The organism is Agaribacter flavus (genome assembly GCF_042646125.1).
Lineage (GTDB): Bacteria > Pseudomonadota > Gammaproteobacteria > Enterobacterales > Alteromonadaceae > Glaciecola > Glaciecola flavus.
Genome location: NZ_JBHRSW010000014.1, coordinates 189,381 through 212,370, shown reverse-complemented (window position 1 = coordinate 212,370; position 22,990 = coordinate 189,381). Strand labels below are relative to the sequence as shown.

General features: G+C 41.1%; 16 protein-coding genes. 6 read left to right on the top strand and 10 right to left on the bottom strand.

From position 1 onward, the window contains the following. Positions 1-9: 9 nt before the first annotated feature. From ACFOHL_RS08695 to ACFOHL_RS08670, 6 genes are all read right to left on the bottom strand, one after another. On the bottom strand, positions 10-1,779 hold the full coding sequence (locus ACFOHL_RS08695) for a two-component system response regulator (RefSeq protein WP_376919833.1): 1,770 nt from the start codon (positions 1,777-1,779) through the stop codon (positions 10-12). Further along, complete coding sequence (locus ACFOHL_RS08690; protein ID WP_376919832.1) at positions 1,772-6,355, bottom strand: hybrid sensor histidine kinase/response regulator; 4,584 nt, start codon at positions 6,353-6,355, stop codon at positions 1,772-1,774. The genes ACFOHL_RS08695 and ACFOHL_RS08690 overlap by 8 nt, the downstream gene beginning before the upstream one ends. Positions 6,356-6,559: 204 nt before the next feature. Next, complete coding sequence (locus ACFOHL_RS08685; protein WP_376919831.1) at positions 6,560-8,677, bottom strand: S8 family peptidase; 2,118 nt, start codon at positions 8,675-8,677, stop codon at positions 6,560-6,562. A 288-nt stretch (positions 8,678-8,965) separates the two neighbouring features. Beyond that, on the bottom strand, positions 8,966-10,258 hold the full coding sequence (locus tag ACFOHL_RS08680) for a mechanosensitive ion channel family protein (protein ID WP_376919830.1): 1,293 nt from the start codon (positions 10,256-10,258) through the stop codon (positions 8,966-8,968). 198 nt (positions 10,259-10,456) lie between these two features. Further along, a complete protein-coding gene (locus ACFOHL_RS08675) occupies positions 10,457-10,900 on the bottom strand; it encodes a YaiI/YqxD family protein (RefSeq protein ID WP_376919829.1) in 444 nt (147 codons plus the stop codon). Positions 10,901-10,938: 38 nt separating this feature from the next. Next, on the bottom strand, positions 10,939-12,348 hold the full coding sequence (locus ACFOHL_RS08670) for an SLC13 family permease (RefSeq protein ID WP_376919828.1): 1,410 nt from the start codon (positions 12,346-12,348) through the stop codon (positions 10,939-10,941). Between the two features lie 146 nt (positions 12,349-12,494). Between ACFOHL_RS08670 and ACFOHL_RS08665 the strand changes: the two genes are divergently transcribed. The 3 genes from ACFOHL_RS08665 to ACFOHL_RS08655 all read left to right on the top strand — a co-directional run bounded on the left by ACFOHL_RS08665 (position 12,495) and on the right by ACFOHL_RS08655 (position 14,561). Continuing rightward, the gene (locus ACFOHL_RS08665) at positions 12,495-13,139 is read left to right on the top strand and encodes a hypothetical protein (RefSeq protein ID WP_376919827.1); all 645 of its coding nucleotides are present in this window, start codon (positions 12,495-12,497) and stop codon (positions 13,137-13,139) included. Beyond that, complete coding sequence (locus ACFOHL_RS08660; protein ID WP_376919826.1) at positions 13,139-13,876, top strand: DUF3307 domain-containing protein; 738 nt, start codon at positions 13,139-13,141, stop codon at positions 13,874-13,876. Before ACFOHL_RS08665 ends, ACFOHL_RS08660 begins: the two co-directional genes overlap by 1 nt. Before the next feature lie 325 nt (positions 13,877-14,201). Next, complete coding sequence (locus ACFOHL_RS08655; protein ID WP_376919825.1) at positions 14,202-14,561, top strand: DUF3135 domain-containing protein; 360 nt, start codon at positions 14,202-14,204, stop codon at positions 14,559-14,561. Positions 14,562-14,730: 169 nt separating this feature from the next. On the opposite strand, the gene ACFOHL_RS08650 is transcribed toward ACFOHL_RS08655, so the two are convergent. From ACFOHL_RS08650 to ACFOHL_RS08635, 4 genes are all read right to left on the bottom strand, one after another. Further along, positions 14,731-14,859: a DUF2256 domain-containing protein gene (locus tag ACFOHL_RS08650; protein WP_376919824.1), complete on the bottom strand. Its 129-nt coding sequence runs from the start codon at positions 14,857-14,859 to the stop codon at positions 14,731-14,733. Then, positions 14,846-16,396 carry a cryptochrome/photolyase family protein gene (locus ACFOHL_RS08645; protein WP_376919823.1) on the bottom strand — a complete coding sequence of 517 codons (1,551 nt, stop codon included), beginning with the start codon at positions 16,394-16,396 and terminating at the stop codon, positions 14,846-14,848. Before ACFOHL_RS08645 ends, ACFOHL_RS08650 begins: the two co-directional genes overlap by 14 nt. 2 nt (positions 16,397-16,398) lie before the next feature. Further along, the gene (locus ACFOHL_RS08640; protein ID WP_376919822.1) at positions 16,399-17,826 is read right to left on the bottom strand and encodes a cryptochrome/photolyase family protein; all 1,428 of its coding nucleotides are present in this window, start codon (positions 17,824-17,826) and stop codon (positions 16,399-16,401) included. Between the two features lie 252 nt (positions 17,827-18,078). Further along, positions 18,079-19,005, bottom strand: coding sequence for a winged helix-turn-helix domain-containing protein (locus ACFOHL_RS08635; RefSeq protein ID WP_376919821.1), 927 nt, complete (start codon positions 19,003-19,005; stop codon positions 18,079-18,081). 223 nt (positions 19,006-19,228) lie between these two features. Between ACFOHL_RS08635 and ACFOHL_RS08630 the strand changes: the two genes are divergently transcribed. From ACFOHL_RS08630 to ACFOHL_RS08620, 3 genes are all read left to right on the top strand, one after another. Next, positions 19,229-19,825, top strand: coding sequence for a hypothetical protein (locus tag ACFOHL_RS08630; RefSeq protein WP_376919820.1), 597 nt, complete (start codon positions 19,229-19,231; stop codon positions 19,823-19,825). Continuing rightward, positions 19,822-21,399: a hypothetical protein gene (locus ACFOHL_RS08625; protein ID WP_376919819.1), complete on the top strand. Its 1,578-nt coding sequence runs from the start codon at positions 19,822-19,824 to the stop codon at positions 21,397-21,399. Before ACFOHL_RS08630 ends, ACFOHL_RS08625 begins: the two co-directional genes overlap by 4 nt. 310 nt (positions 21,400-21,709) lie before the next feature. Then, positions 21,710-22,987: a DASH family cryptochrome gene (locus ACFOHL_RS08620; protein WP_376919818.1), complete on the top strand. Its 1,278-nt coding sequence runs from the start codon at positions 21,710-21,712 to the stop codon at positions 22,985-22,987. Positions 22,988-22,990 lie beyond the last annotated feature (3 nt).

Below are 22,990 nucleotides of genomic sequence, written 5' to 3'. Positions count from 1 at the left end.
ATGGGGTTTTTAAATCTGAAAACCCTTAATAAACGACGTTTTGCATTTGTCAGCAGGTTCAGGGCGAGCAAAATAAAAACCCTGAATAAGCGTAGGGCTATCTTTACAAATTTCGCGGACACTCATGAGTTGCTCTTTGGTTTCTACTCCTTCTACAACGATATTTAGTGATAGTGCGTCTGCGAGGGCGGAAATCGCACTCACAATAGCCTTATCTTCTTCTTTCGACGAAATATCGGTAATGAACGAACGATCAATTTTTAAGTTGTCTATCGGGAAGCGTTTTAAATAATTTAATGATGAGTACCCAGTGCCGAAGTCATCGATTGATAACTTAACGCCAAGTGACTTAATTTCATTCAAACGAACAATGTTTTCTTCTGCATTACCCATTACAATGCTTTCCGTAAGCTCTATTTCAAGTAATGACGGATCGACATTTGTTTCTAACAAAATATGCTTTAAGCGTTTTACGAAATTGGCTTGGCTGACTTGTTTTCCAGAGACATTAACAGAAATACTCACCGGAATGTTGAATTCATTTTGCCACTTCACAATTTGCTTACATGCTTGACGAATGACCCAGTATCCAAGATCAACAATGAGTCCAGTGTCCTCGGCTACAGGAATAAATTCACCGGGCGAAATTAAACCAAACTCTTCGTGATGCAAACGCAGCAAAGCTTCGGCTGATTTTGTCGTACCGGTGCTTGCGTCAACCTTTACTTGGTAGAATAATTCAAAGTTATCAACTTCAAGTGATTCACGCATGTATTCTTCGAGTTTCAAACGATTTAAACAACGGTCGGTCAAATCATGAGAATGTAACTTGAAGCCGTTTTTACCACTTGATTTAGCATTGTACATCGCTGCATCAGCATTTTTTAATAGTGTTTCTGCGTCCTCACCATCGAAGGGGTATATCGCGATCCCGATACTTGCTGTCACCACCAAACTGTACTGATCTATGGTAATAGGCTCACTCAAGGTGGCGTTGATGCGCTTGGCGATTTCGACAATACTTGCATCCTCGCCGCAGTCGTTTAACAGCAAAGTAAACTCGTCACCGCCTAAACGAGCGACTTGCAATTCATTTTCGACCAAGCTGCCACGCGTAATGATGTCCCCTTCCCTAAAATGCGTATTTAAGCGATTAGAAACTTCTTTTAGTACGGCGTCACCATAACTAAACCCAAGTGTTTCATTAATACGCTTGAAACTATCGATGTCAATAAACATCACAGCAAGTTTATGCTCGGCGCGTTTTGCTATGCCGATGAATGTTTGAATTTGCTTTTTTATGTACTGACGATTAGGCAGCTCTGTAAGGGGGTCAAAATACGCCAAATATCGCAATTCTTCTTGGCTGTCTTTTAGACTTTTTTGGATATCAAAAGACCGCAACATATATTTTATACGGTGCTTGATCAAAGGCCATTTTATTGGTTTTGGTAAAAAGTCGGTTGCCCCTGCGGTGTATGCTTGTTCAATAGAGGTATGATCGTCAGAGCCAGTGATCATCAATATTGGCAGATCTCGTCCACGCTGTGTGTGACGTATTTTTTGGCAAACCGTGTAGCCATCAATTTTTGGCATATTGACATCGAGCAATACGATATCAGGAGAAAACTCGTTATAAAGCGCGAGGGCTTGTTCACCATCGCAGGCCTCAACAACTTGATAGCCTTCCGCTTTGAGTGTTTGCGACATAAGCAAAATGTGTGTTTTGTCATCATCACACACTAATATTAGTTTTTTGCTTGCTGCTGCTTTACTCATCCACACTTCCTAACAAAGTAGACAGTGCACTAATTGTACTATCTAACACACTTTTTATTTTGCTCACTGCTTTATCACATTTTTCAAAATCAGCACGGCCCGAATTTGATTCAATCTCTGCACACATACTTTGCAACTTTTTAGCACCTACATTGCCCGACATTGATTTTAATGCATGTGCTGCGTTGTTTAACTGCTGCGCCTGTTTATCATTGTATGCTTCTACAATCGAAATAACTAGAGGCTGAGACTCTTCATTAAAAATCTCGAACAATTGAGGCAGCATTTTTTGCCCAGTACTTGACTCTACATCCTTCAGCGCACTGATGGTGTTCATATCAATTAGCTTTTCGAAGCCACTGGCAGACGCTTTCGTTGAGGGCTTGTTTATTTGCTCCTCATCGCTGCTATCAGCTGTAGTAAAGTCTTCTTTTGGTATGTGTACCGTTTCAATAAACTCAGACAAGTGCTTTTTAAGCATCGCCAGCATCTCAGCGGCAGCAAATGGTTTAGACATGAAGTCATCGACATTTGCATTGCGCCATTTGGCTCGACTGCTTGCACTTTGGTCGGCTGTCAGTGCGACAACAACCGCGTTGACACTAGTATGTAAGGCCTGTTTGATATGCGATGTCGCTTCTATCCCATCCATTACTGGCATTTGGTAGTCCATCAATATCATGTCATAAGCGTTTTCGGCTGCCATCTCTACCGCTTCCAGACCATTTTCTGCAATATCAATATTACAGCCCAGTTGCGCAAGTATGCCTTTTGCTACTTGCTGGTTGGTTTTGACATCTTCAACCAATAATATTTTTGCATTCACACGATGGCGCAAACCAAAATCTAGTCCCATACTCGCTACGATACTGTTTTCACCTGATTGATGATAATCAATGGCATCTACCAAGCCTTGTCTCGTAGGCAATTGAGACAGGCGACTAAAGTCGTGAAGCAATTGTTTGTTGTGAGACTCAGTGTTCGATGCGTTTTCAATTAATAGAATATGCTGCTCATATTGACTCAAAAGTGCTTCATCGCAGTGCGTATCGATGATCGCTTCATCGATGAGTATCAGCGTGTTTTGAAATACTGCGCCATCTAAGGCAAACTTGTAGCCGGTGCTTGTTTCCAACTGAGACGCAAAGCGAGAACACAAGTGATAAGTCAGGTCGAGTCTTTCAAGTAGGTTTATGTAGTTGTCGCAGGTAATCGATGTTGGCATAATTAGCAGGAATTGTTTGTCTTGGTAATTCTCTAGTTTAATTTCTTCCACATCATGCTTGTCTTCCGCTAATTCGCTTGGGAGCATTACAGTAAAACAGCTTCCCTGACCGACTTCAGAGCTCACTGAAATATTACCTCCCAGCAGCTCTACGATTGTTTTTGTGATGTTTAGGCCTAAACCTGAACCACCAAAACGGCGTGTCGTCGTTGATTCAGCTTGCTCAAAGGCATCAAATACACGGTTTAATTTGTCTGCGGGAATGCCAATGCCCGAATCAGTCACTTGTATTTTTATCATGCCGTTTTCAATACTGACATGCGTTTTTACAAACCCAGATTCCGTAAATTTGATCGCATTACCAACGATATTGATGACGATTTGACGTAGCCGAATAGCGTCACTTAAGCATACTTGTGGGCAGTCTTTAGATATGAATAAACCAAGATTTACGCCTTTTTCAAAGGCTCTGTTGGCGATATAGGTGATAGCATCTTCTATCGTTGTATGTATATTCGTCGGTACATGTTCGACCGACACTTTGTTCATCTCCAGCTTGGTATGGTCAAGTATGTCATTGATCATTTCCAATAGCATTTTGCCGGAGCGATAAGCAGTCATAGTGTATTTTCGTTGAACACTATCAAGATCAGTATTCAAAAGAAGTTCGCCCATGCCTAGTATACTGTTCATAGGTGTGCGGATTTCATGGCTCATTGTCGCCAAAAATATTGATTTTGCTTCGGCGGCAGCCTCGGCTTCTTCTTTTGCCTCTTTGGTTTGAATGACTGCGGTTTCTAATTTTTTATTGGTTTGTTGTAGCTCAATTGTGCGCTCGTCGACCTTTTGTTGAAGGGAGCGCTGGAATTTAAGCTGCCTTTGCATTTTTCGACGATATGAACGATAACTGGAATAAAAGATTAGGAGCAGCAAGGCAAAATATATACTATACGCAGTATTGCTGCGCCATAGAGGAGGATGGATGAAAATAGGTAAAGAAAACTCATTGATGGTCTTAACGCCATCTGCATTGATCCCCCTTACTTTAAGAACATAGGTACCATCCGGTAGGCCTGAAAAATTAATTAAACCACTGTCACCATTGTATATGTAGCTCGAATGTAGTCCCTCTAACTTATATTCAAGCCTATTGTCTTTCGGTTGCGAATAATCTAAAACACTGAACTCAAAGCCGATAAATGTATCTGTGTAAGCGAGTTCAAGTTCGCCTTTGTTATTGAGCTTGCCTTGCAATGAAACGGAATCATTAGCCTGATAGAACGATATTAATTGTAATTTGGCTTCATGCATCGTCTCTTGGATTTTGCTTGGCTGAAACACATTGAAACCATTTGAACCGCCAAAGAAAAAATTACCAAGTGTATCCTGATAAAAAGCACCTGCTGTAAAGTCCCTACTTTGGATACCATCAACAACAGAAAAATTATCTACCGCTAGTGTCGCCAAATCTATCGTAGACAAGCCTCTGGAGTGACTTAACCATATTTGCTTGTTGTCTGCGAGTATGCCGTATATCGAGTTACTTGGCAGTGAGAACGATTGGTCAAAATAAAAGATATCGAGAGAGGTGTCACCTAAAGATTGCTTATTCAGCTGTCCCATGCCCGCTTCTTGGGTACCAAACAACATATGTGATGGTGTATTTTTTAAAGCAAAAATATTATCGCTTCGCAATATGCCGTTTTCTTTATTTAAGTGAATAATACGCTTCGTTTTTAGGTCAAGTACATTTATGCCACCACCCACAGTGGCAATCCACAAACGCCCCTCTTCATCCACCTCTAAATCCGTTAAACGATCGCTGGAAATGGTTGAAGTATTCCCTGCTAAGTGTTGAAAGCGCTCAAAAGTCCCGTCTGACTTTAAGATGTTTAAACCGCCTCCGTAAGTTGATACAGCAAGCTCACCTGAATTCAGTACAACAATATTGCTAATGGCATTCGCACTAATAGACCTTGGATCATTTGCATCATGTAAAAACTGTTTTGACCCATGTTCTTCGCTATATTTAAACAAACCCGAACCAAAGCTACCTACCCACAGGTTATTGTCCTTGTCCATTGCTAATGACATGACTCTATTGTCAAAACTAGGGTCGATGCTCGAATTGATAAATTCTGCTGATTGTTTGTCAGATGAGATGACACTGACACCGCCACCAAAGGTGCCGATATAGTGTGTTTTTGTATTAGAATTGAAAGCAAATGAAGTAACAATATCGCTACCTATCAAATCTTGCTTATCAAAGTGCTTTTTGATGTGCGTAAACTTTCTTGCTTTTGGATTCCATCGACTAATCCCTTGCATGGTACCAACCCAAATAGTACCACTGGCACTCGTGTATAAGGTAGTGACGCGATTATCAATTAAGCTCCCTTTCTGCCCGTCATTGGCCAAATACTGATATTCCTCTCCTGTATTTGTATCAAGGACACACAAGCCCTTGTCCGTTCCTTTCCAAAGTACCCCAGAAGCATCCATCATTACACTGTTTTCACCAAGTGCCTGACATTCTGTTTGCTTAAATTGAATAAAGCTAACTTGACTTTCGTCGGCACGCAGAACGTTAATTTTTCCATTCTCTTCTAACACTAATAGACTATCCCTATACTTATCATAAGCTAATCTGAGACGGCTATTTTGTGATTCTGAAGATAAGGGTACTTGAATCAGTTGGTTGTTTTTTAGGACGAAGACACCGTGCTCATCAATAGATATATAAGTATATTTTCCGGTGTAAGCTGAAGCTAAAATATCGTTCGATGGCAATGTAATATGATTTTCTGTTGACAACAACGAGCGAGTTTCCGAAGCGGCCAAATGCGTGGATACCTTATCCAATGAAGCATTGATGACGATTATTCCGGTATTGCGGGTAAGTAGCCAAAAGTCGCCATTCGCTTGTTCAACAACTTTAGTATAGTAAATACCTTTAGGTATATCTAAGGCGCTATCGAGGGAATAAAAATTATCTGTTTCAGCTTGATATATATCGACACCATCTGCTGTCAATACCCATAGGCGCCCATTTTTATCTAAGTAGAGACTGTTTACCCAGTTGCTCGACAGCGTGTTTTCTCTACTAAAATCGACATTGTAATGAGTAAAGTGTTTACCATCGAATTTTTCTAAGCCATCCTGCGTACCAAACCACATGAATCCATCTGCATCTTGTGCGATTGCGTTTATCACCGGTTGAATATCGTATTCTTCGGGGTCGATATTGGTAAATTGAATGGGCTGAAAAACAGGGTTAAAGTGATCAAATGCTTCCGTTGCAAATGCACTAGGCATGGATATGAACAGTGCGTAGCAAAAAGACGCTTGCACTGTTTTTTTCCTTAAAATTTGCGCAAACCAACTTGCCACAAACACTGAATATGTCGAGATAATAACCAAACCGTATTTATTCGTTACTGCTTAGTTGTATTTTATCGACCAGTGTATATTTTTTTTTATGTGTAATATACAAAAAATGCGTGTGAAACTACTCACACGCTTCTTCGGATTAAAGACTCATTAATACTCTATGATTTATTCGTGGTCTACCCAGTTATTCAGGAAACTGTTGCTATCAAAGCTACGGTGACGCCATAGTTGTGCATTGCTATTGAAAGTATTGCCTCGCCACAATTGTGAGTTTGCATTAAAACCTGTGTGTCTCCACAATTGACCATTAGCACTAAAACTGGAGTGTCTCCACAACTGAGCATTACTGCTAAACGAGGTGTGACGCCACAACTGCGAGCTGCTGTTGAAAGAGGTGTGTCTCCATAATTGTGAGTTGCTCGCAAATCGCCATAATTGAGAGTCACTGTAAACGCCAGACCATTCAAGGCCTTCTGCACCGGGGATATAATAATCGCCGCCCTCTTCGTGTCGTCTGACAGGCCCAATGTAGTGTTCGTCTCCGTTTAAGTCTTTTGTAATATCCATACCGTTATTTGCACATCCAAACTCAGTACTTCGTACTGCTTGATAGGCATCGACTAAGCCTGCACCTTGCTGGTAGATACTAAAAGCCAAATGTCCGGATTCAGTAGTAGCTGCTTTAGCAGTAGAGATTAACCGACATTTAATATCATCTGGTCTCAAATAAGGGTTAGCTTCTAACATCAGTGCTACAATACCTGTGGTGATAGCTGTCGATTGTGAAGACCCCGACAAAGCAAAGTAATCATGCTTCTTATTTGTATCAAATATACTGTATGTTTTTCTGAGTAATGACTGTTTATCCATCACACCAAGAATGTGGCCACCCGGTGCAACTAACTCAGGCTTAACGAACCCTTCATAGGTCGGACCGGCGCTAGAAAAGGATGTCACATAATCGTCATTAAAGTTGTAGGGAGTTTTATTGTCAGTGATTGCCCCGACTGTGATCACATAGGGTGTGTTCCCTGGTACGCCTATTGTCATGGCATCAGGGCCGCTATTACCTGCCGCGGCTACTACAGTAATACCCTCGCGCCATGCTTTCATTAGTGCTTTGTTTAAGGGATCGTCCCAGTAGTATGAACTTGGCGGGGCACTGAATGACAAATTTAGCACTCTGATATTATGGGCATCTTTATTTTCAATTACATAATCAACCGCACGTAAAATATCACTGTAAGACGCTCGTCCTTGTTCATCAAAGGCTTTTATCGAAACTAAATTAACATCAGGAGCAATACCGTTGTAGCCGTTAATATGTGGTCTTTCTGCACTAGAGCGCTTACTTGCATCAGCAATAATACTCGCCAGATGTGTACCATGACCGTAGTCGTCATTTACACTTTTGTCCTCAAGCACACTTATTGAAGTCGTAAAGCGTCGTTTGTTATTAGTTCCCTTTTGTAACAAACTATTGTTGTTAATGCCTGTGTCGATGATCGCCACAGTCACCCCTTTTCCTGTCACGCCTTGTTCATGCACTAAGTTTGCTCTGACAAGTTCAGGATAATGCGTATCTCGGTTATTGTTGCTAGCCTGCTTTTTACTGTTTTTTGTGGTTGTGGCGATTTCACCACTACTGAATTGCAGGTCTACGCCATACAAAGTGGGATCGACAGTTTGCAAGGAGTCAAATTCAACCTGAACTTTAATTGCCTGATTCGCTCGCAATTGAATGTATCCGATCAGCGCAAACTCTTCGCTGCTAACTTGATTAAAAAGGACTTTTTCTCCATTAATTGAAATAGACTTAATCTGCCCATTTTGTTCAGGCGTTTGTAGATATAATGTCGATAATTCTTTTATGGCAGTGTCGGAATTTTCAACTTGCCATAACGCAGAATTCGCATTGCTTAAAAATTTGAGCGTTGAGGCAAGGGCTTTGTTACTGCCTTTGTCTGTTGCTTCTCGCTTATAACTTGCCACTTCAAAATTTTTATCTTCGAAAAAGCGTAAACCTTTGTTTGCTTTTTGTAACTCTGCTTTTTGCAAGGCCGTTAATTTAATTGAAACAGCGTCAATACTTGAGTACCTTGCTGTAGGTGTAACGCCAGCATCAACTAATAACTTTGATATGGAGCTGATATTGCCTCCATGAATAATGTAAGTCGATGTCGTTTCTTGGTCAGTGGTTTGCTCAGTTGCCCTATCAGCTATATTCGCCCTTGCAAATAGCGCTAACACTGCAATTGAGATTAGTATTACGTATTTTTTCATTTTGTACTTCGCCTTTAAGTAATAAGGAACATAAATGAAATTGCTCTCGGATGCTTAGTTGACCCATTTTTTTTGTAGATGGCCGACTCGCGTTTTCCATGAGATATCGACTAAAGTTTAGCCATTTACATGCCAATTAGTAAAAGTGAGTGCTATATTATTGATTATATGAGGCTTTATTGTAATTTTGATATCAACCAAACTTGATAACTTAAATAACAAACAAAAATTTGAAGAAGTGATTTAATAATTGAACGTATTTTTGAATTATCAAATGCACTTATTAATTCATTTTTTAAGTATACGTATTTCTCTTTGCGGGAAAGGAATGGAAATATCGTGGGCTTTCAATGTTTCGAAGATTGTTAATAACAAATCGCCACCCACACGGTTTTTACCGTCATCTATGCCTTCAATCCAAAATTCGACAAACATGTTGATTCCATTGTCACCAAAACTATCAATTTCGCAATCTGGACGCTCTTCAAATGGCACATCTTCACCACTAATCACTTGAGGATGTTCAGCAACAGCATCTTTAATAATCTCAACCATTTGCCGGATATCCGTGTTGTAAGACACACTGAAGTCAACACGATATCGCTGTTTTGGATCTTTATGAGACCAGTTGATCAAGGTTGAAGAAATAAATACTTCGTTAGGTACTAAAATATCTTTTCCATCGTACGTTTCCAAGACGGCATGGCGCATTTTGAACTCTCTAACAAAACCTTTGCTGCCATTGTCTAGCTCAACAAAGTCGCCAATAGTCAATGACTTGTCTAGCAAAATAATGATGCCCGAAATAAAATTAGAAGCAATGGATTGTAATCCCAATCCCAGCCCGACACCCAAAGCACCACCAAACACCGCGAGCGCCGTTAAATTGATCCCCATCACATTTAAAAGCAAAACAAAGATAATGCAAAACAAGCCAACTTCAAAAAGCTTGGTAAAAACTTCACGCGTCGACACATCTAAATTGCTGTGATTGCGAATGATGTTCTTGCCAAGGGCATTTGAAGCACGCCCTAGCCAAAACAAAATTGCGCCAAAAAACAACACTCTCAACAATCCGTTTAGACTAATATTTATATTGCCGATACTAATTGATATTGATTCGAGCACCTCAATGATAGTGGATAAAAAGCCGAGTAGATGTAAGCATAAGAGCGGTAAACCAATCCATAAAAACACTGTAGCCATGATTGAATGCTTCACAAACTCTCGTATCAGTGAGTAAGCAAATAATAAAACGGCGAATGTAATCGCAATATCGAGCATCCATACATCATGCTTGACTGATTGAACAAACGCTTGAGAAAAGTACAAGAAGAGTATTGCCAGCGCGGGAAATATCATCTGGCTTAAACGCGGCAGCAAGTGAGCGAGAGGGTGATCATCAGCTATGTTTTTTGTACTCGTAACAAGGTACTTTTTAATCAATACGACATATAAACAATATGCTGATATGTAGCAAAGCAGTATCAATAAAAACTGATGTAAACTGGTTTGTGTTGTAAGTGTTGAAACTAAACCATCTAGGTTATGAACAAATTGATCGCTTATATTTTTAATCATAAATGAGAGTTGACGATGGCATTCAGCATATTGTGTGACGAAAAGATAAAATAACGCAAATAATTATTTAAGATGTTGTAATTGAGATATTGTAGTTGGGAAGCGTGGCTCCCTACCCCGTATTAGCACGTTTTAATATCAATGTTGTATTACTATCCCAAGTTTCGCTTACGTAACCTACACTCTGGATAAGTAGCATCAACTCTGTGCGAGTAGTCTATCTAAAGTATCGGCAAAGGCTTTTTTGTCTCTCTGTCCAAAAGGCGCGGGGCCCGATGTTTGTATGCCACTCGCCCGCATTGTTTCCATAAAATCGCGGGTATTGAGTCTAGCTCTTATATTTTGTTTATCTAAAGTTTCGCCTCTAAACGTGATGACTTGTGCTTGTTTTTCAATAATTTCAGAGGCCAGCGGTATATCCGATGTAATGACAATATCATTAGACTCACAGCGTTTAACTATTTCGTTGTCAGCAACATCAAAGCCTGCAGACACTTGTACACTTTTTACATGTGACGAGGGAGGTAATTTTATGTAGTGATTGGCAATAAATAGTGTGGTGATTTTTCTTCGCTCTGCCGCGCGACAAATTATATCCTTTACGACTGTTGGACAGCCATCGGCATCAACATATATGTGCATGTATAAGTAGTTCTCTTAATGATGGCTAGAGCCAAGCTTTATATTACATATAGCATTAAGCTGTAAGTTATTATGCCAACTAAAATAGATATAACAAAGCTTAAAACAGCCCCCTCTTTTATCATATCCGTAATTTCTATGGCATTTGTACCATAAGCAATAGCATTTGGCGCGGTGGCAACTGGAAGCATAAACGCGCAACTCGCGGCCATTGCGGCTGGGATCATAAGCACAGCTGGGTCAACCCCGTATTGAATGGCAACTAAGTATAATATTGGCATAAGCAGTGTAGCCGTTGCCGTGTTACTGGTAATTTCTGTTAAATAAGTGACGCACAGACACAAAAGCAAAATGGTGACAACCAAAGGAAAAGCGGTAAAGCTTGATAAACCCTGACCAATAATTTCGCTTAGGCCTGATGCCGTAAACCCTTTGGCCAGTGCTATGCCGCCAGCAAATAATAACAGCATACCCCATGGAATACTGACCGCAGTATCCCAGTCTAACAACCTTCCCTTTTTCCCATTTGGGATCATGAACATGATAATTACGGCTGTCAGGGCAACAGTGCTATCACCCGCAAATTGTATATTAAATAGCTCACTCCAACCGCCAAAAGGAGCCTTTCTTGTGATCCATGCTAGCACAGCAATTGAAAAGACAATAAGTGTTCTTACTTCTTCAGCTCGCCATGGCCCTTGTGCAGGTAAGTGCCCTTGAAATGGACCGGATAAATTTCGCGTTAGCCAGAGGCTCATAATTGGAATAGCAATGAGTACGCAAGGAATGCCAATCATCATCCATGTGACAAAGCTAAATTCTTCGCCTTTTTGCGCTTCATAAATACCCGCGAAAATCACATTTGGCGGCGTACCAATCAACGTACCTAAACCGCCCACACTGGAAGCATAAGCAATACCAAGAACCAAGGCAATTTTGAGCCTTCTGTCATCAACACTCGCAAGTAAAGCCAAGGCTATGGGTAGCATGATCAAGACTGTCGCAGTATTTGAAATCCACATACTGATAATCGCCGTGGCTAACATAAACCCAAAAACCATGCGCTTTTGGCTGGAAGTACCAATTAGTTTTACCATTAAAATAGCGAGACGTCGGTGTACCCCAGATTTTTCTAGTGCTTTTGACAGTATGAACGCGCCCATCAGTAATAATATGACATGACTGCCCAAAGCGGCTGATACATCTTTGTGCGTTAATACATTGAATAAAGGCAATAAAGCAAAGGGCAAAATGGAAGTAACAGGGATAGGCAGAGCCTCGGTCACCCACCACGCTATTGTCAGGATAGCAATGCCAGCAGTAAGCGCAGCAATGTCAGGCATATTTTGCGAACGACATAAAAGGTAGGTCAGTAATGCCAGTAAGGGACCAAGCCATAGCATATGGCGCTTAACACTGCTTTGCTCCAATGTATTTTCGGTCGACATATGACGTCCTTGTTTGAGTAGGTTGTTAACAACACTTGTTTTAGCAAATAGATTTATTTGCTAAAACAAAATGCAAACAAATATATTTGCTTTTAAAGCCAAATAGATTATGCTAAATATCATTACATGATACAGGGTCTTGTCAAATGATTATTGCTGTAGAAACAGCAGACTTGGTAAATTCTACGCAGCTTACACATGAAGATTTCATGATAGTGAGTAATGCGATAGATAATGAACTCACTGACAACAAAGATCGATATACGCTGGTTTTTGAGCGTTTTCGAGGCGACGCGCATCAGGTCACTTATTTTCAGGCAGAATACGCAGTGCGTATCAGTCTGCTTGTTCGTCTTGCAACATACATAGCCTTGCCTGCACATCATACCTTACTCACGCAGTCTTTACTCGTTGGCAGCCAAGCCAAGGAGGACAAAATGGGAGCAGTGTACATCGCTTCTGGCCGGCATTTGGATAAACTAAAGCGCAGCGGCTTTTTAGTGGATTTTATTTCTGATACATACACCATGGCACTACCCAGTCAATTTATGCAAGCATTACTCAATGGCCTTACAAGCAAACAAGCTCAAGCCTTGTATTGGTATATCAAATTGGGGTTTCCAGACCAGCAAACCATCGCCAAACACTTGAATATGACACGACAAAATGTCAATACCCATTTACAGCGCGCAAACAGCGACTTAGTTAAAGCTTTTATCGATACTTACGAGGCAAATGTGACTCAGCTAAAGCAAGAGCAAGTGGTTCCATCGAGCGGAGATAAGCGCTAATGAGCATTTTTTTATCATTGTTGATTGTCCATCTCCTTGCAGATTTTTTTCTACAAAAAGACGAGTGGATTAATTCAAAAATCAAATACAAAATTAAAAGTATCGGTTTGCTAAAACACGTGCTAGTGCACTTGGCTTTAAATGCTATTCTGCTCTTTGTGCTGTTAGATGGCATGTCTACAGCATATTTTATCGCGCTATTTAGCATTGTACTCAGTCACTACGCCATTGATATTTGGAAAACCTACCAAGTGTTTTCTATTCGTGCTTTTTTAATTGACCAAGTGGCGCACCTTATAATTCTCGCTGTAGTAAGCGCATGGCTAAATGGCACCACCTTAGAACATGCCACAAACAGTATAAAAGCATTTTTGAGCATCGATATTTTAGTCATCTTTGCTGCCTTGATTTTTATCAGTAAGCCCTTGTCTTTTATCATTTATTTGAGTCTTTCTCCCTACACCCAGTCTTTTGAAAAAAATGAAAAGCAAAAAGGGTTAAGTCGTGCGGGAGAGTTCATTGGCATCTTAGAGCGATATCTTGTCCTAATTTTAGTCTTGGCTGGCCAATACACAGGTGTCGGTTTTTTACTTGCTGCAAAAAGTGTGTTTCGCTTTGGTGACATGCGCGAGCAAAAAGACCGAAAACTGACGGAATACATTATGCTGGGAACGCTCATGAGTATTGCCTCAGCACTCACTGTAGGGCTGTTGGTGAGTTGGCTCATTGATAGTTAGACTCTGCCATCCAAAAGATGAATTTCAGCTGTGTAAAGTAAAATATGTACTGTCGATTTTTTTTACATTTTTAAAATTCTCTCCAAATTACTTTTTGTATCATATTAATATTTATACAAATTTCAGATTGGAACGATTTGTGCCATAGGATAAAGAAAACAAAAACAAAGCTATGTCCCCTTTAAATGTTGGTAAACACAATGCAAAGCCAAAAAGGCATGAATACCTTTTTGGAGTCCCATGGATGGATCGATGACGACTTTGTTTTGTGTATCAATACTTTAAAGAAATATAGCCAAAATAAATCCTAAAAACGGAGCAGTAGATGTTTAAAAAATTGGATTTTGATTATCTCAGTGACTTGGCAAAAAACGATCCAGAAAAGTTTGAAGAAGTGCGCCAAAGTGAAATCGAAAAAGTTTTCAAACGGGCTTCACCTCACTCTCAGCGACGCCTAAGAGGTCTACAATTTCAAATTGATGCCAAAAGAGCAGCAAACAAAGATGCGCCTTTTGCTGCCTACATGCAGATTTCTAAGATGATGCACGAATCCTTTGACAATATGCGCTATCACTTGAACAAGCTGACTGGCAATAAGGGTTATAACCAGCAGTTTGCGGACAGTGCTTGTCAGAATCAATACGATCAAGGCAACGGTGCTAAAGTACTTAAATTTCGGCAGTAAACTGTTTACTGCCAATTGACTCCGGTTTTGTATATAGCCTGACCTCAGTACAAGCAATGCTGTCCAGTGAGATACAATGCCTGGACCGTTCGATTGCGTAATGAAGATATACTCTGAGCATCATTGATAAACGCGGTCATCTATCGCGCAAGTCGAGTGTTATTCGGTGTTACTTATTTCTGCGGCAACGCTCGGAACAGTACTTTACCCTATCCCAATCACGCGCCCACTTTTTTCGCCATACAAAGGGTCGGTGACATACTGGACAGGTTTTCTCGGGTAATTCAGACTTCTTCATTATTGTCTAGTTTGGCTAAAAATATATCAGCATCATCAAGCATGGTCTGTACGTGTTTCTCATCCATTTTTTGTAGCGTGCGATAGATCATTGCCATGCGAGGATTATTGGATAGCTTATCCTTGTGTTTGATCAAAAAATGCCAGTACAAATAGTTGAAAGGACACGCTTGTGAACCTGTTTTATGTTTAACCGAATAACTACAATGCTGGCAATAATTCGACATTTTGTTGATATACGCACCACTTGCTGCGTAAGGTTTACTGGCAAGCTTACCGCCATCTGCAAACAAGACCATGCCACTGACGTTAGGTAATTCAACCCATTCATACGCGTCGGCATATACCAACAAATACCATTCGTTGACTGCTTCTGGTGATAGGCCAGTGAGCAGTGCAAAATTACCAATAACCATTAAACGCTGGATGTGATGTGCGTAAGCATTGGCCTTGGTGTCACTGATGCACTGCGCTAAGCAATTCATGTCTGTTTTAGCTGACCAAAAAAAACTGGGTAAAGTGCGTGTCGCATGAAAATAGTTTTCGTCTTTATAATCTGGCATCAAATACCAATAAAACCCACGTACATATTCTCGCCACCCAAGGATCTGACGAATAAATCCTTCCACTGAATTTAACGGCGCTTTATTATCTTCGTAAGCTTGTTCTGCCGCCCGAATTACTTCCATTGGCGAGAGCAAACCGGTGTTGATGTATAAGCCTAAGTGAGAATGATACAACCATGGCTCATTTTGACTCATGGCATCTTGGTACTGCCCAAAACGAGGTAAACGTTCGTCAATAAATTCATTTAACACGAGCAGCGCTTGCTCTCGATCAACCGCGTAATGGAAATTTGCCAATTCACCAAAATGATGGCTAAATTCTGTTGCAACTAAGTCGATCACACCCTGCGTGATGTCATCAGGAGCAAATTGAGTCGGCAGGGGAATAGATGTATTTTTAGGCAAGGCTTGGCGGTTTTCGCTGTCATAGTTCCATTTTCCAGCAGTGGGTTGAGCGCCCTTCCCCTCTTTCTCAATTAGTACATTGTATTTTTTGCGCATCTCACGATAAAAATACTCCATACGCAGTTGTTTTCTGCCCTTTGCCCAGCGTTTAAACTCACCGTTATCTGCAACAAAGCGCAGATCTTCAGTGATGGTGACTTTGATTTTTAGCCGCTTTTCCCATTTAGTTACTGCTTCCCATAATCGGTATTCCGCTGGATGAGCAATCACAATCTCGTCAAGAGCATGGCTAGACGCAAATACCTTTAGTTGTTCAAACAAACTACCTTTATTATGTTTGTCTTGATATTCGACATAGTTGACTTGGTATCCAGCTGATTTTAGTTTTTCTGCAAAATGCCGCATAGCCGAAAAGATAAATGCGATTTTCTTTTTGTGGTGCTTGACGTAACTCGCTTCTTCACGCACTTCTGCCATCAATACCCAGTCTTTATTGCGATCAATCTTTTGCAAAGAAGACGTATCTAGAGACAGTTGATCACCGAGAATAAGACATAACTTTGCCATCGTTATGCCTCTTTTATTGCCGCGAAGGCATCCAATGCTCGTTGTCGCGATTGTTTTAAATCGACGAGTGGAAATGGGTAGTCTTCGCCGAGTGTAATTTGAGCCTCCGACAACACAGTGGCAGGCGCTTCCCAAGGTTTGTGGATATATTTTTGTGGCAGTTTTACTAGCTCAGGGCAATATGTTTTTACGTACTCGCCTTGTTTATCAAATTTTTCGCCTTGCAATACGGGATTGAATATTCGAAAGTAAGGCGCAGCGTCTGCACCAGAACCCGCCACCCATTGCCAACTTGCCGCATTACTCGCTGTATCTGCGTCCAATAAACAATCCCAAAACCAACGTTCGCCTTTTCGCCAGTCGATGAGTAAGTTTTTAACTAAATACGAAGCCACAATCATCCTTACTCGATTGTGCATATAGCCAGTTTTCCAAAGCTCACGCATGCCCGCATCAACAATCGGAACGCCTGTTTGTCCCGTTGTCCAAGCCGAAAATACAGCATCGTCATATTGCCACGCAAAATTGTCGAATTTGGCGTTAAAGTTTACTTGCTGAATCTCAGGGAAGTGGTACAAGAGGTAATACGAAAATTCGCGCCATGCGATTTCACTAAGGTAGGTATCAACGCCTTTGTCAGACATATCACCATTAAATTTGTCGAGTACGGCATACCATATTTGGTTAGGCGAAATTTGACCAAAATGCAAGTAGGGAGAGAGGCGCGAGCAAGCCTTAAGTGACGGGATATTTCTATCATCTTCGTAATTCAAAATTGCGCCTTCAATGAATGTTTGCAATGCCGTTTTCGCCGCTTCCTCAGTAACTGACCAATGAGATTCAAAGCCGTCATACCAATTTATGCTGGGCAACAAGGCTAAGGAGTCGATACTGTTTATCGCATTTTGTTCGATATCGCTGGGGATGGTGTACTTGGGTACAGCTAAAGGGTATCGTGGGCTAGGTTGATTTAGGCAAGCTTTGCGATAATAAGGGGTGTAGACCTTGTATGGCGTACCGTCAGCTTTTGAGACTGTCATTGGCTCCCATAACAAGCTGCCATTGTAACTTTTTACCTTGATACCTTGTTCTTTTAACACTGTTTTAATTTGTGTGTCTCTTTGCCTCGCCCATTTTTCATACATTCTATTCCAGACAACAAATTCGACATCGTGCGCTTCACAAAGTGCTAGCAGCACTTCTACAGGCTTTCCTGATTTAACGATTAACTTGTGGTTAAACTTGCCAGCCAAATCGCGTAAAGCGTGATGAAGCCACCACTTCGACGCACTACCTGGTTCATTAGGCTGGCTCAAAGACGTATCATGAATATAAACAGGGATAAGCTCCCCCATTTCAACTGCCGCGCTCAAGGCAGGATTATCCGTTATTCTTAGGTCTTGCCTAAACCACATTAACGCTTTTGCCATGCAAAGACATTTTCCTTAAACAATGTTTTGCAATACTTACTCATCAAACTGTTAATTCGATCGTTTTGTGTTTTTTTTAGGCGCATCAGTAATGGCAATTGGGGCGAAACACCTAGTCCAATATTGGCAGATCCCCCGATTTAAAAACCGCTGCAATTACATCCGTGTACGCTTAAATTTTTCATCCATGAAAAATATATTTTTATATCGGGCATCTGCCAATATCGGACTACGCGCTTAAGCTAACAAAGACTATTCTATATTTTCCGCCAACCAAGCTTTAACGCTTTGATCCACTCCACTAGGGTACGGTACGTTGTCTTCAACCACTACGTAGAGCAAACACATATCTTCACGCTTTTTAAACACGGACTCATATTTGTTCAACCAAAATCTGAGGTGTTGCTGGAGTGCTTTTGCCTGCGCTATTTCGTCAAGAATTTTCGGCTGGCTATTTAATAGTGCTAGTATTCTTTCGTTATTCTCCTTTAAGCCTGTCTCGGTGATAGCACGCATTTGGGCACAAACAAACTGTTCTTCTTTATTAAACTGCAAATAATAAAGTGAAAAGAACTTTTCAAATTGATGCTCTCGCTTTATCGCTAGTCGCTTTTCTAGCATCGCCACTAGCTCGTTGCGTCGTTTTGCTTGGGCAACAAATGCTGTATAGGTGTTGTCTTGGTAGTTAGCCAATGCCTCCATCGATTTCAGCAAACTTTGTTGACTCTGAACTTGAGCGTAAAGCAAATAGGCTGCAACGATAATTACACCGAACAAAACAAAAGAAAACAAATAGCCCATTTTTGATGAAAAAAATGCACTACTTTTTAAGCGTGTTGTAGGCACACGCTGTACGTCTTTGATAAGAAAACCAACCCCACGCACCGTCTTAATCAATTGCTGACTGTCACCATCATCATGAAGTAATTGGCGGGTATCAGATACTATTCTCGGCAATGACCAATCAGATACGTGGCTATTAGGCCAAATTGCTTGAGTGAGCGTATCTTTCGATACGGTTTTTGGACTGTTTTCACACAATAACTGTAAAAACAGCAAATTGCGCTCATTGGTCGCGATGGGTTTATTACTGCCTTTTTCTACCAACACCCTACGCTGAACATCAAGGTAAAAATTACCAAATTCGTAGGCAAGACTCTTTGCTTCCTCTGCTGTCATTACTCAGCCACCTAGGTCAATAGTCTCAATAGTATAAACATATGCGTTTGTTTTTTAAACAATTCAAACTATTTCAAAGTTCTCAAATAGTAGTTTTTGGCTAGATGTGCAAAAGATGATTAACGAGGGCTGTTGGTCAATATTTATTCTCAATAGAGCAAGGCTATAAATATCGAATACAGCTTTCAAACTCTAATTTGGTAAATTTCTACAAGGAATGATTATGTTTACTTTACGCTCTACAAAGCTACTGATAGTGCTGCTAATTTTCGGCACCAGTATTACATCTAAAGCTGCACTTATTGAGCTTAGAACGTCCAACAACGCGATATCGCCCTCAAGTGAATTTGAAGTCAGTGTTTGGGTTTCAAATTTGGGTACCGACCTTTTAGCCAGCTATGACATTGAGCTAGGCTTTGATCCAGTAAAAGCCGCTTTTAGTTCAATAGTATTTGACGACAAATTAGGGGCTGATTTGTTTTCATTTTCGGATCATCTCCCCTCGTCTTCGTCGGTTTTGTTTACGGAGCTGTCTCTATTACCAAGTAACGACCTCCTAGCGCGTCAAATGAATCAAGCTTTCAGGTTGGCTACGCTCAAGTTTACCAGTCTGCATAGTGGTCTCGCCACATTCAATATAATTAGCCACACCTTGATCAGCGATATGTTTTTACCAATATCGGCGACTACACAAGGCCTAAGGGTGAATAGTCAAATACAAGATGTAGCCTCACCAAGTATATGGTTACTGGCCTATTCTCTTGTTTTATTGATGGTGTTAAAACCGAGAGAAAAAGTTGTGTTAGGAGATCAGTCATGAACTACATCAAACTCTGCCTAATGTCGTTAGTGTTACTTGGCATTAACCAAACTGTCCATGCGCAAATGTGTGATGTCGATGCCAACGGTATCGTCGATAGACAAGATGTTTCACTCATTTTTCAGGCTCGCGGGCAATCCCCCACGCCTTCCGACCCGAGAGATGCCAATGCTGATGGGGTGATTAATTTGTTCGATGCACGGCAATGTGTCACACAATGCGACTTGCCTCGTTGTGAAACACCAATTGCCCCACCTCCTACCAACCAAACACATGTATTCTCTGGTTTTAGTTCATCTATAGAAGGTTGGCAACCTTGGGTGACAGACGGTACGCCCGAAGGTACATTTAAACTCAAGCAAATTAATACAAATGGCTCTTCAGTGATGCCGATAGGCGACTACTTTGATTTTAATGGCGCTCACTATTTTTTTGCTAGTACGCAAAGTTTTAGAGATGCCGAGCTTTGGCGAAGTGACGGTACATCTGCTGGGACTACACAAGTATCTAACCTAGGACAAAGCATCAATCTTACGATAGGCTCGGCAGGCTGTTTTGCTGGAGAAAAATTACTTGTCAATGCATTCAATACCAATACTGGTTTTACACAAGCCTTTGCTTTTCAAGCTAATGGAACAATCGAACAACTCGACGAATCTTCTGTTAACTGTGGCAACAGTACTAACATTGATGACCAATCGACTTACGGCACCTTGTATTTTGCAAACTTCTCGACTGACATAAATGAGAACGCTATTCATATAAGTGATGGTTCGTCCGTTGAACTCCTTGGTAGCCAAGCAAACCCTGTAACGCGTCCTGATCGGATGATAAGCATTGGCAGCAATATATTTTACTTTTCGCGCACGGGTAGCAGCCATACCACATTAATGGTTGTGAAAAGTGATGGCAGTGATGCCACAGCGTTGAAAAACTTTACTGGTATAGACTCAACAAGAGTGGAAGCCCGAGATTCAAGGCTGCAGCAGATTGTGTTCAACGGCAAACTCTACTTTAACGCAAATGATGGAATCAGTGGTTTTAGTTTGTGGGAGTCTGATGGTACGCCATCGGGTACCAAGTTGGTGAAAGATTTGGACAATAGTCCTGATTCTACAGAAATAGCCTATATGCGAGTGTTGGGAAATAAATTTATTTTCAAAGCGGAAGGCGCGGCATCAGGTATTTGGATATCTGACGGAACCGAGGCTGGCACGCAAAAAGTGTCGAATATTCTGCCGCTTGAATTAGTGGAGAATACCTTTTATCCGCCCATACCTGTGGTAATGGACGGCAAGTACTTTTTTACGGCAGGACCGGCGGGCAATCATGAGTTATGGGTATCTGATGGCACAACTGCAGGAACACAAATCGTGAGAGACATAAATATCGGTGGTAGCAGTAGCCCAGTTTCCTTGGTAGCACAAGACAGATACATCCTATTCGCTGCAATGGCGACGGAAGAACAAGGCTTTGAATTATGGCGCAGCGATGGCACTAATGCCGGTACTTTTCTGCTCAAAGACATTTGCCCAGATCCTTTTTGCAATGGCATGATAGATTTTGCTTTCTAAGCTATGCTTGTTTTGTCTCTAGCCCCACGGTGGGATTATACTTGGCAGTTGCCCTTACTTATGTCGCAAAAACGCTACGAGTATTTCCATATACGCTTTGATTTTTCATCCATGAAAAATAAATTTTTCGACATAAGTAAGGGCAACTGCCAAGTATAATCCCACCGTGCCTATAGCCCGAATTTGGGCTAGAAATTATTTGTCAAAGATAACAACACACAGCAACCACACAAAAAAGACGATCGATTTTGGCGATACTCATGTATCAAATTTCTGTATTTTGTATCAGCAAACAGAGATTTGATATCCATTGAAAACAATACATTGGTTTCGACACGACTTGAGACTAGACGACAACGCGGCATTCAATGCAGCTGTGAAAAATAGCTCAAGTCTGGCATGTATTTATATTATTGACCCCGCTTGGTTTGAACTTAGTTCTTTTGGTCAACGACACATGGGCGTGCATCGCTGGCAGTTTTTACTTGCTTGCCTATCAGACTTGCGTCAACAACTGTCAAAGCACAAGCTGAGGCTCGACATTTTCCGAGGAGAGCCAAGTACAACCATGCATGCGCTTTTGGCACATAACAATATCGATGCTGTCTCCGTCGAAAACCATTATGGCTACAACGAAACAAAGGATCTAGATGCGCTACAAAGACGACATGAAGAGATTCAATGGCTTGTAGGTGATAGCGCGTATTTGTATCCGGTTGAAGACTTACCATTTGCGCTTAAGGATATGCCTGATACTTTTTCATCTTTTCGGAAAAAAATTGAAAAGCAAGCCACCCCTAGGCAGTCCGAAACCAGTGAATTACTCAGTAGCATAAGCGACACCTGTGCTCTCGATTTGTACACCGATGGCTTGGCAGTAGAACCGTTATTAAAAACAAGCCGCTCAGCGAATAACGGTTACCTTGGTGGAGAAACGGGCGCAAATCAACGAATACGCCACTATTTTTTTGAAACTAACAACATTGCCCGCTATAAACAAACACGCAATCAATTGGATGGCTGGGATTTTTCAAGCCGCTTATCTGCATACCTTAGCTTTGGCTGTGTTTCGCCCGCCAAGGTTTATCAATCTATAAAACAATATGAGCACGAGGTCGTGGCAAATGAATCCAGTTATTGGCTATTTTTCGAACTACTCTGGCGAGAGTTTTTCCATTTACTGCATAAAAAGCACGGCAAGGCATTTTTTAGTAAACAAGGCTTAAAAACCCAAGCACCTGCCGGTTTGTTGGATCAGAAAAAACTTAAACGCTGGCAATCTGGACAAACAAATTTCGACATCGTCGATGCCTGTATGAAACAGTTGAATACTACTGGTTTCATGTCAAATAGAGGGAGGCAATTGTGTGCAAGTTGTTTAGTAAATGAACTAGCACTCGATTGGCGTTACGGTGCAGCCTATTTTGAAGAAATGTTGGTTGATTTTGATGTCGCTATCAATTGGGGCAATTGGCAATATCTCGCGGGTGTTGGCGCTGATCCGCGTGGGAGCAGGCATTTTAATTTAGCTAAACAAACTGAACAATATGACCCGCAGCGACAGTTTATCAATACGTGGTTGAGCTAGCCT

What these genes read in the sequence shown, in the direction of transcription:
- ACFOHL_RS08635 (WP_376919821.1), bottom strand. Translation starts at nt 19,005, where the DNA reads ATGACAGCAGAGGAAGCAAAGAGTCTTGCCTACGAATTTGGTAATTTT.
- ACFOHL_RS08640 (WP_376919822.1), bottom strand. Translation starts at nt 17,826, where the DNA reads ATGGCAAAAGCGTTAATGTGGTTTAGGCAAGACCTAAGAATAACGGAT.
- ACFOHL_RS08665 (WP_376919827.1), top strand. Translation starts at nt 12,495, where the DNA reads ATGATTATTGCTGTAGAAACAGCAGACTTGGTAAATTCTACGCAGCTT.
- ACFOHL_RS08650 (WP_376919824.1), bottom strand. Translation starts at nt 14,859, where the DNA reads ATGAAGAAGTCTGAATTACCCGAGAAAACCTGTCCAGTATGTCACCGA.
- ACFOHL_RS08660 (WP_376919826.1), top strand. Translation starts at nt 13,139, where the DNA reads ATGAGCATTTTTTTATCATTGTTGATTGTCCATCTCCTTGCAGATTTT.
- ACFOHL_RS08695 (WP_376919833.1), bottom strand. Translation starts at nt 1,779, where the DNA reads ATGAGTAAAGCAGCAGCAAGCAAAAAACTAATATTAGTGTGTGATGAT.
- ACFOHL_RS08645 (WP_376919823.1), bottom strand. Translation starts at nt 16,396, where the DNA reads ATGGCAAAGTTATGTCTTATTCTCGGTGATCAACTGTCTCTAGATACG.
- ACFOHL_RS08630 (WP_376919820.1), top strand. Translation starts at nt 19,229, where the DNA reads ATGTTTACTTTACGCTCTACAAAGCTACTGATAGTGCTGCTAATTTTC.
- ACFOHL_RS08685 (WP_376919831.1), bottom strand. Translation starts at nt 8,677, where the DNA reads ATGAAAAAATACGTAATACTAATCTCAATTGCAGTGTTAGCGCTATTT.
- ACFOHL_RS08655 (WP_376919825.1), top strand. Translation starts at nt 14,202, where the DNA reads ATGTTTAAAAAATTGGATTTTGATTATCTCAGTGACTTGGCAAAAAAC.
- ACFOHL_RS08670 (WP_376919828.1), bottom strand. Translation starts at nt 12,348, where the DNA reads ATGTCGACCGAAAATACATTGGAGCAAAGCAGTGTTAAGCGCCATATG.
- ACFOHL_RS08625 (WP_376919819.1), top strand. Translation starts at nt 19,822, where the DNA reads ATGAACTACATCAAACTCTGCCTAATGTCGTTAGTGTTACTTGGCATT.
- ACFOHL_RS08680 (WP_376919830.1), bottom strand. Translation starts at nt 10,258, where the DNA reads ATGATTAAAAATATAAGCGATCAATTTGTTCATAACCTAGATGGTTTA.
- ACFOHL_RS08675 (WP_376919829.1), bottom strand. Translation starts at nt 10,900, where the DNA reads ATGCACATATATGTTGATGCCGATGGCTGTCCAACAGTCGTAAAGGAT.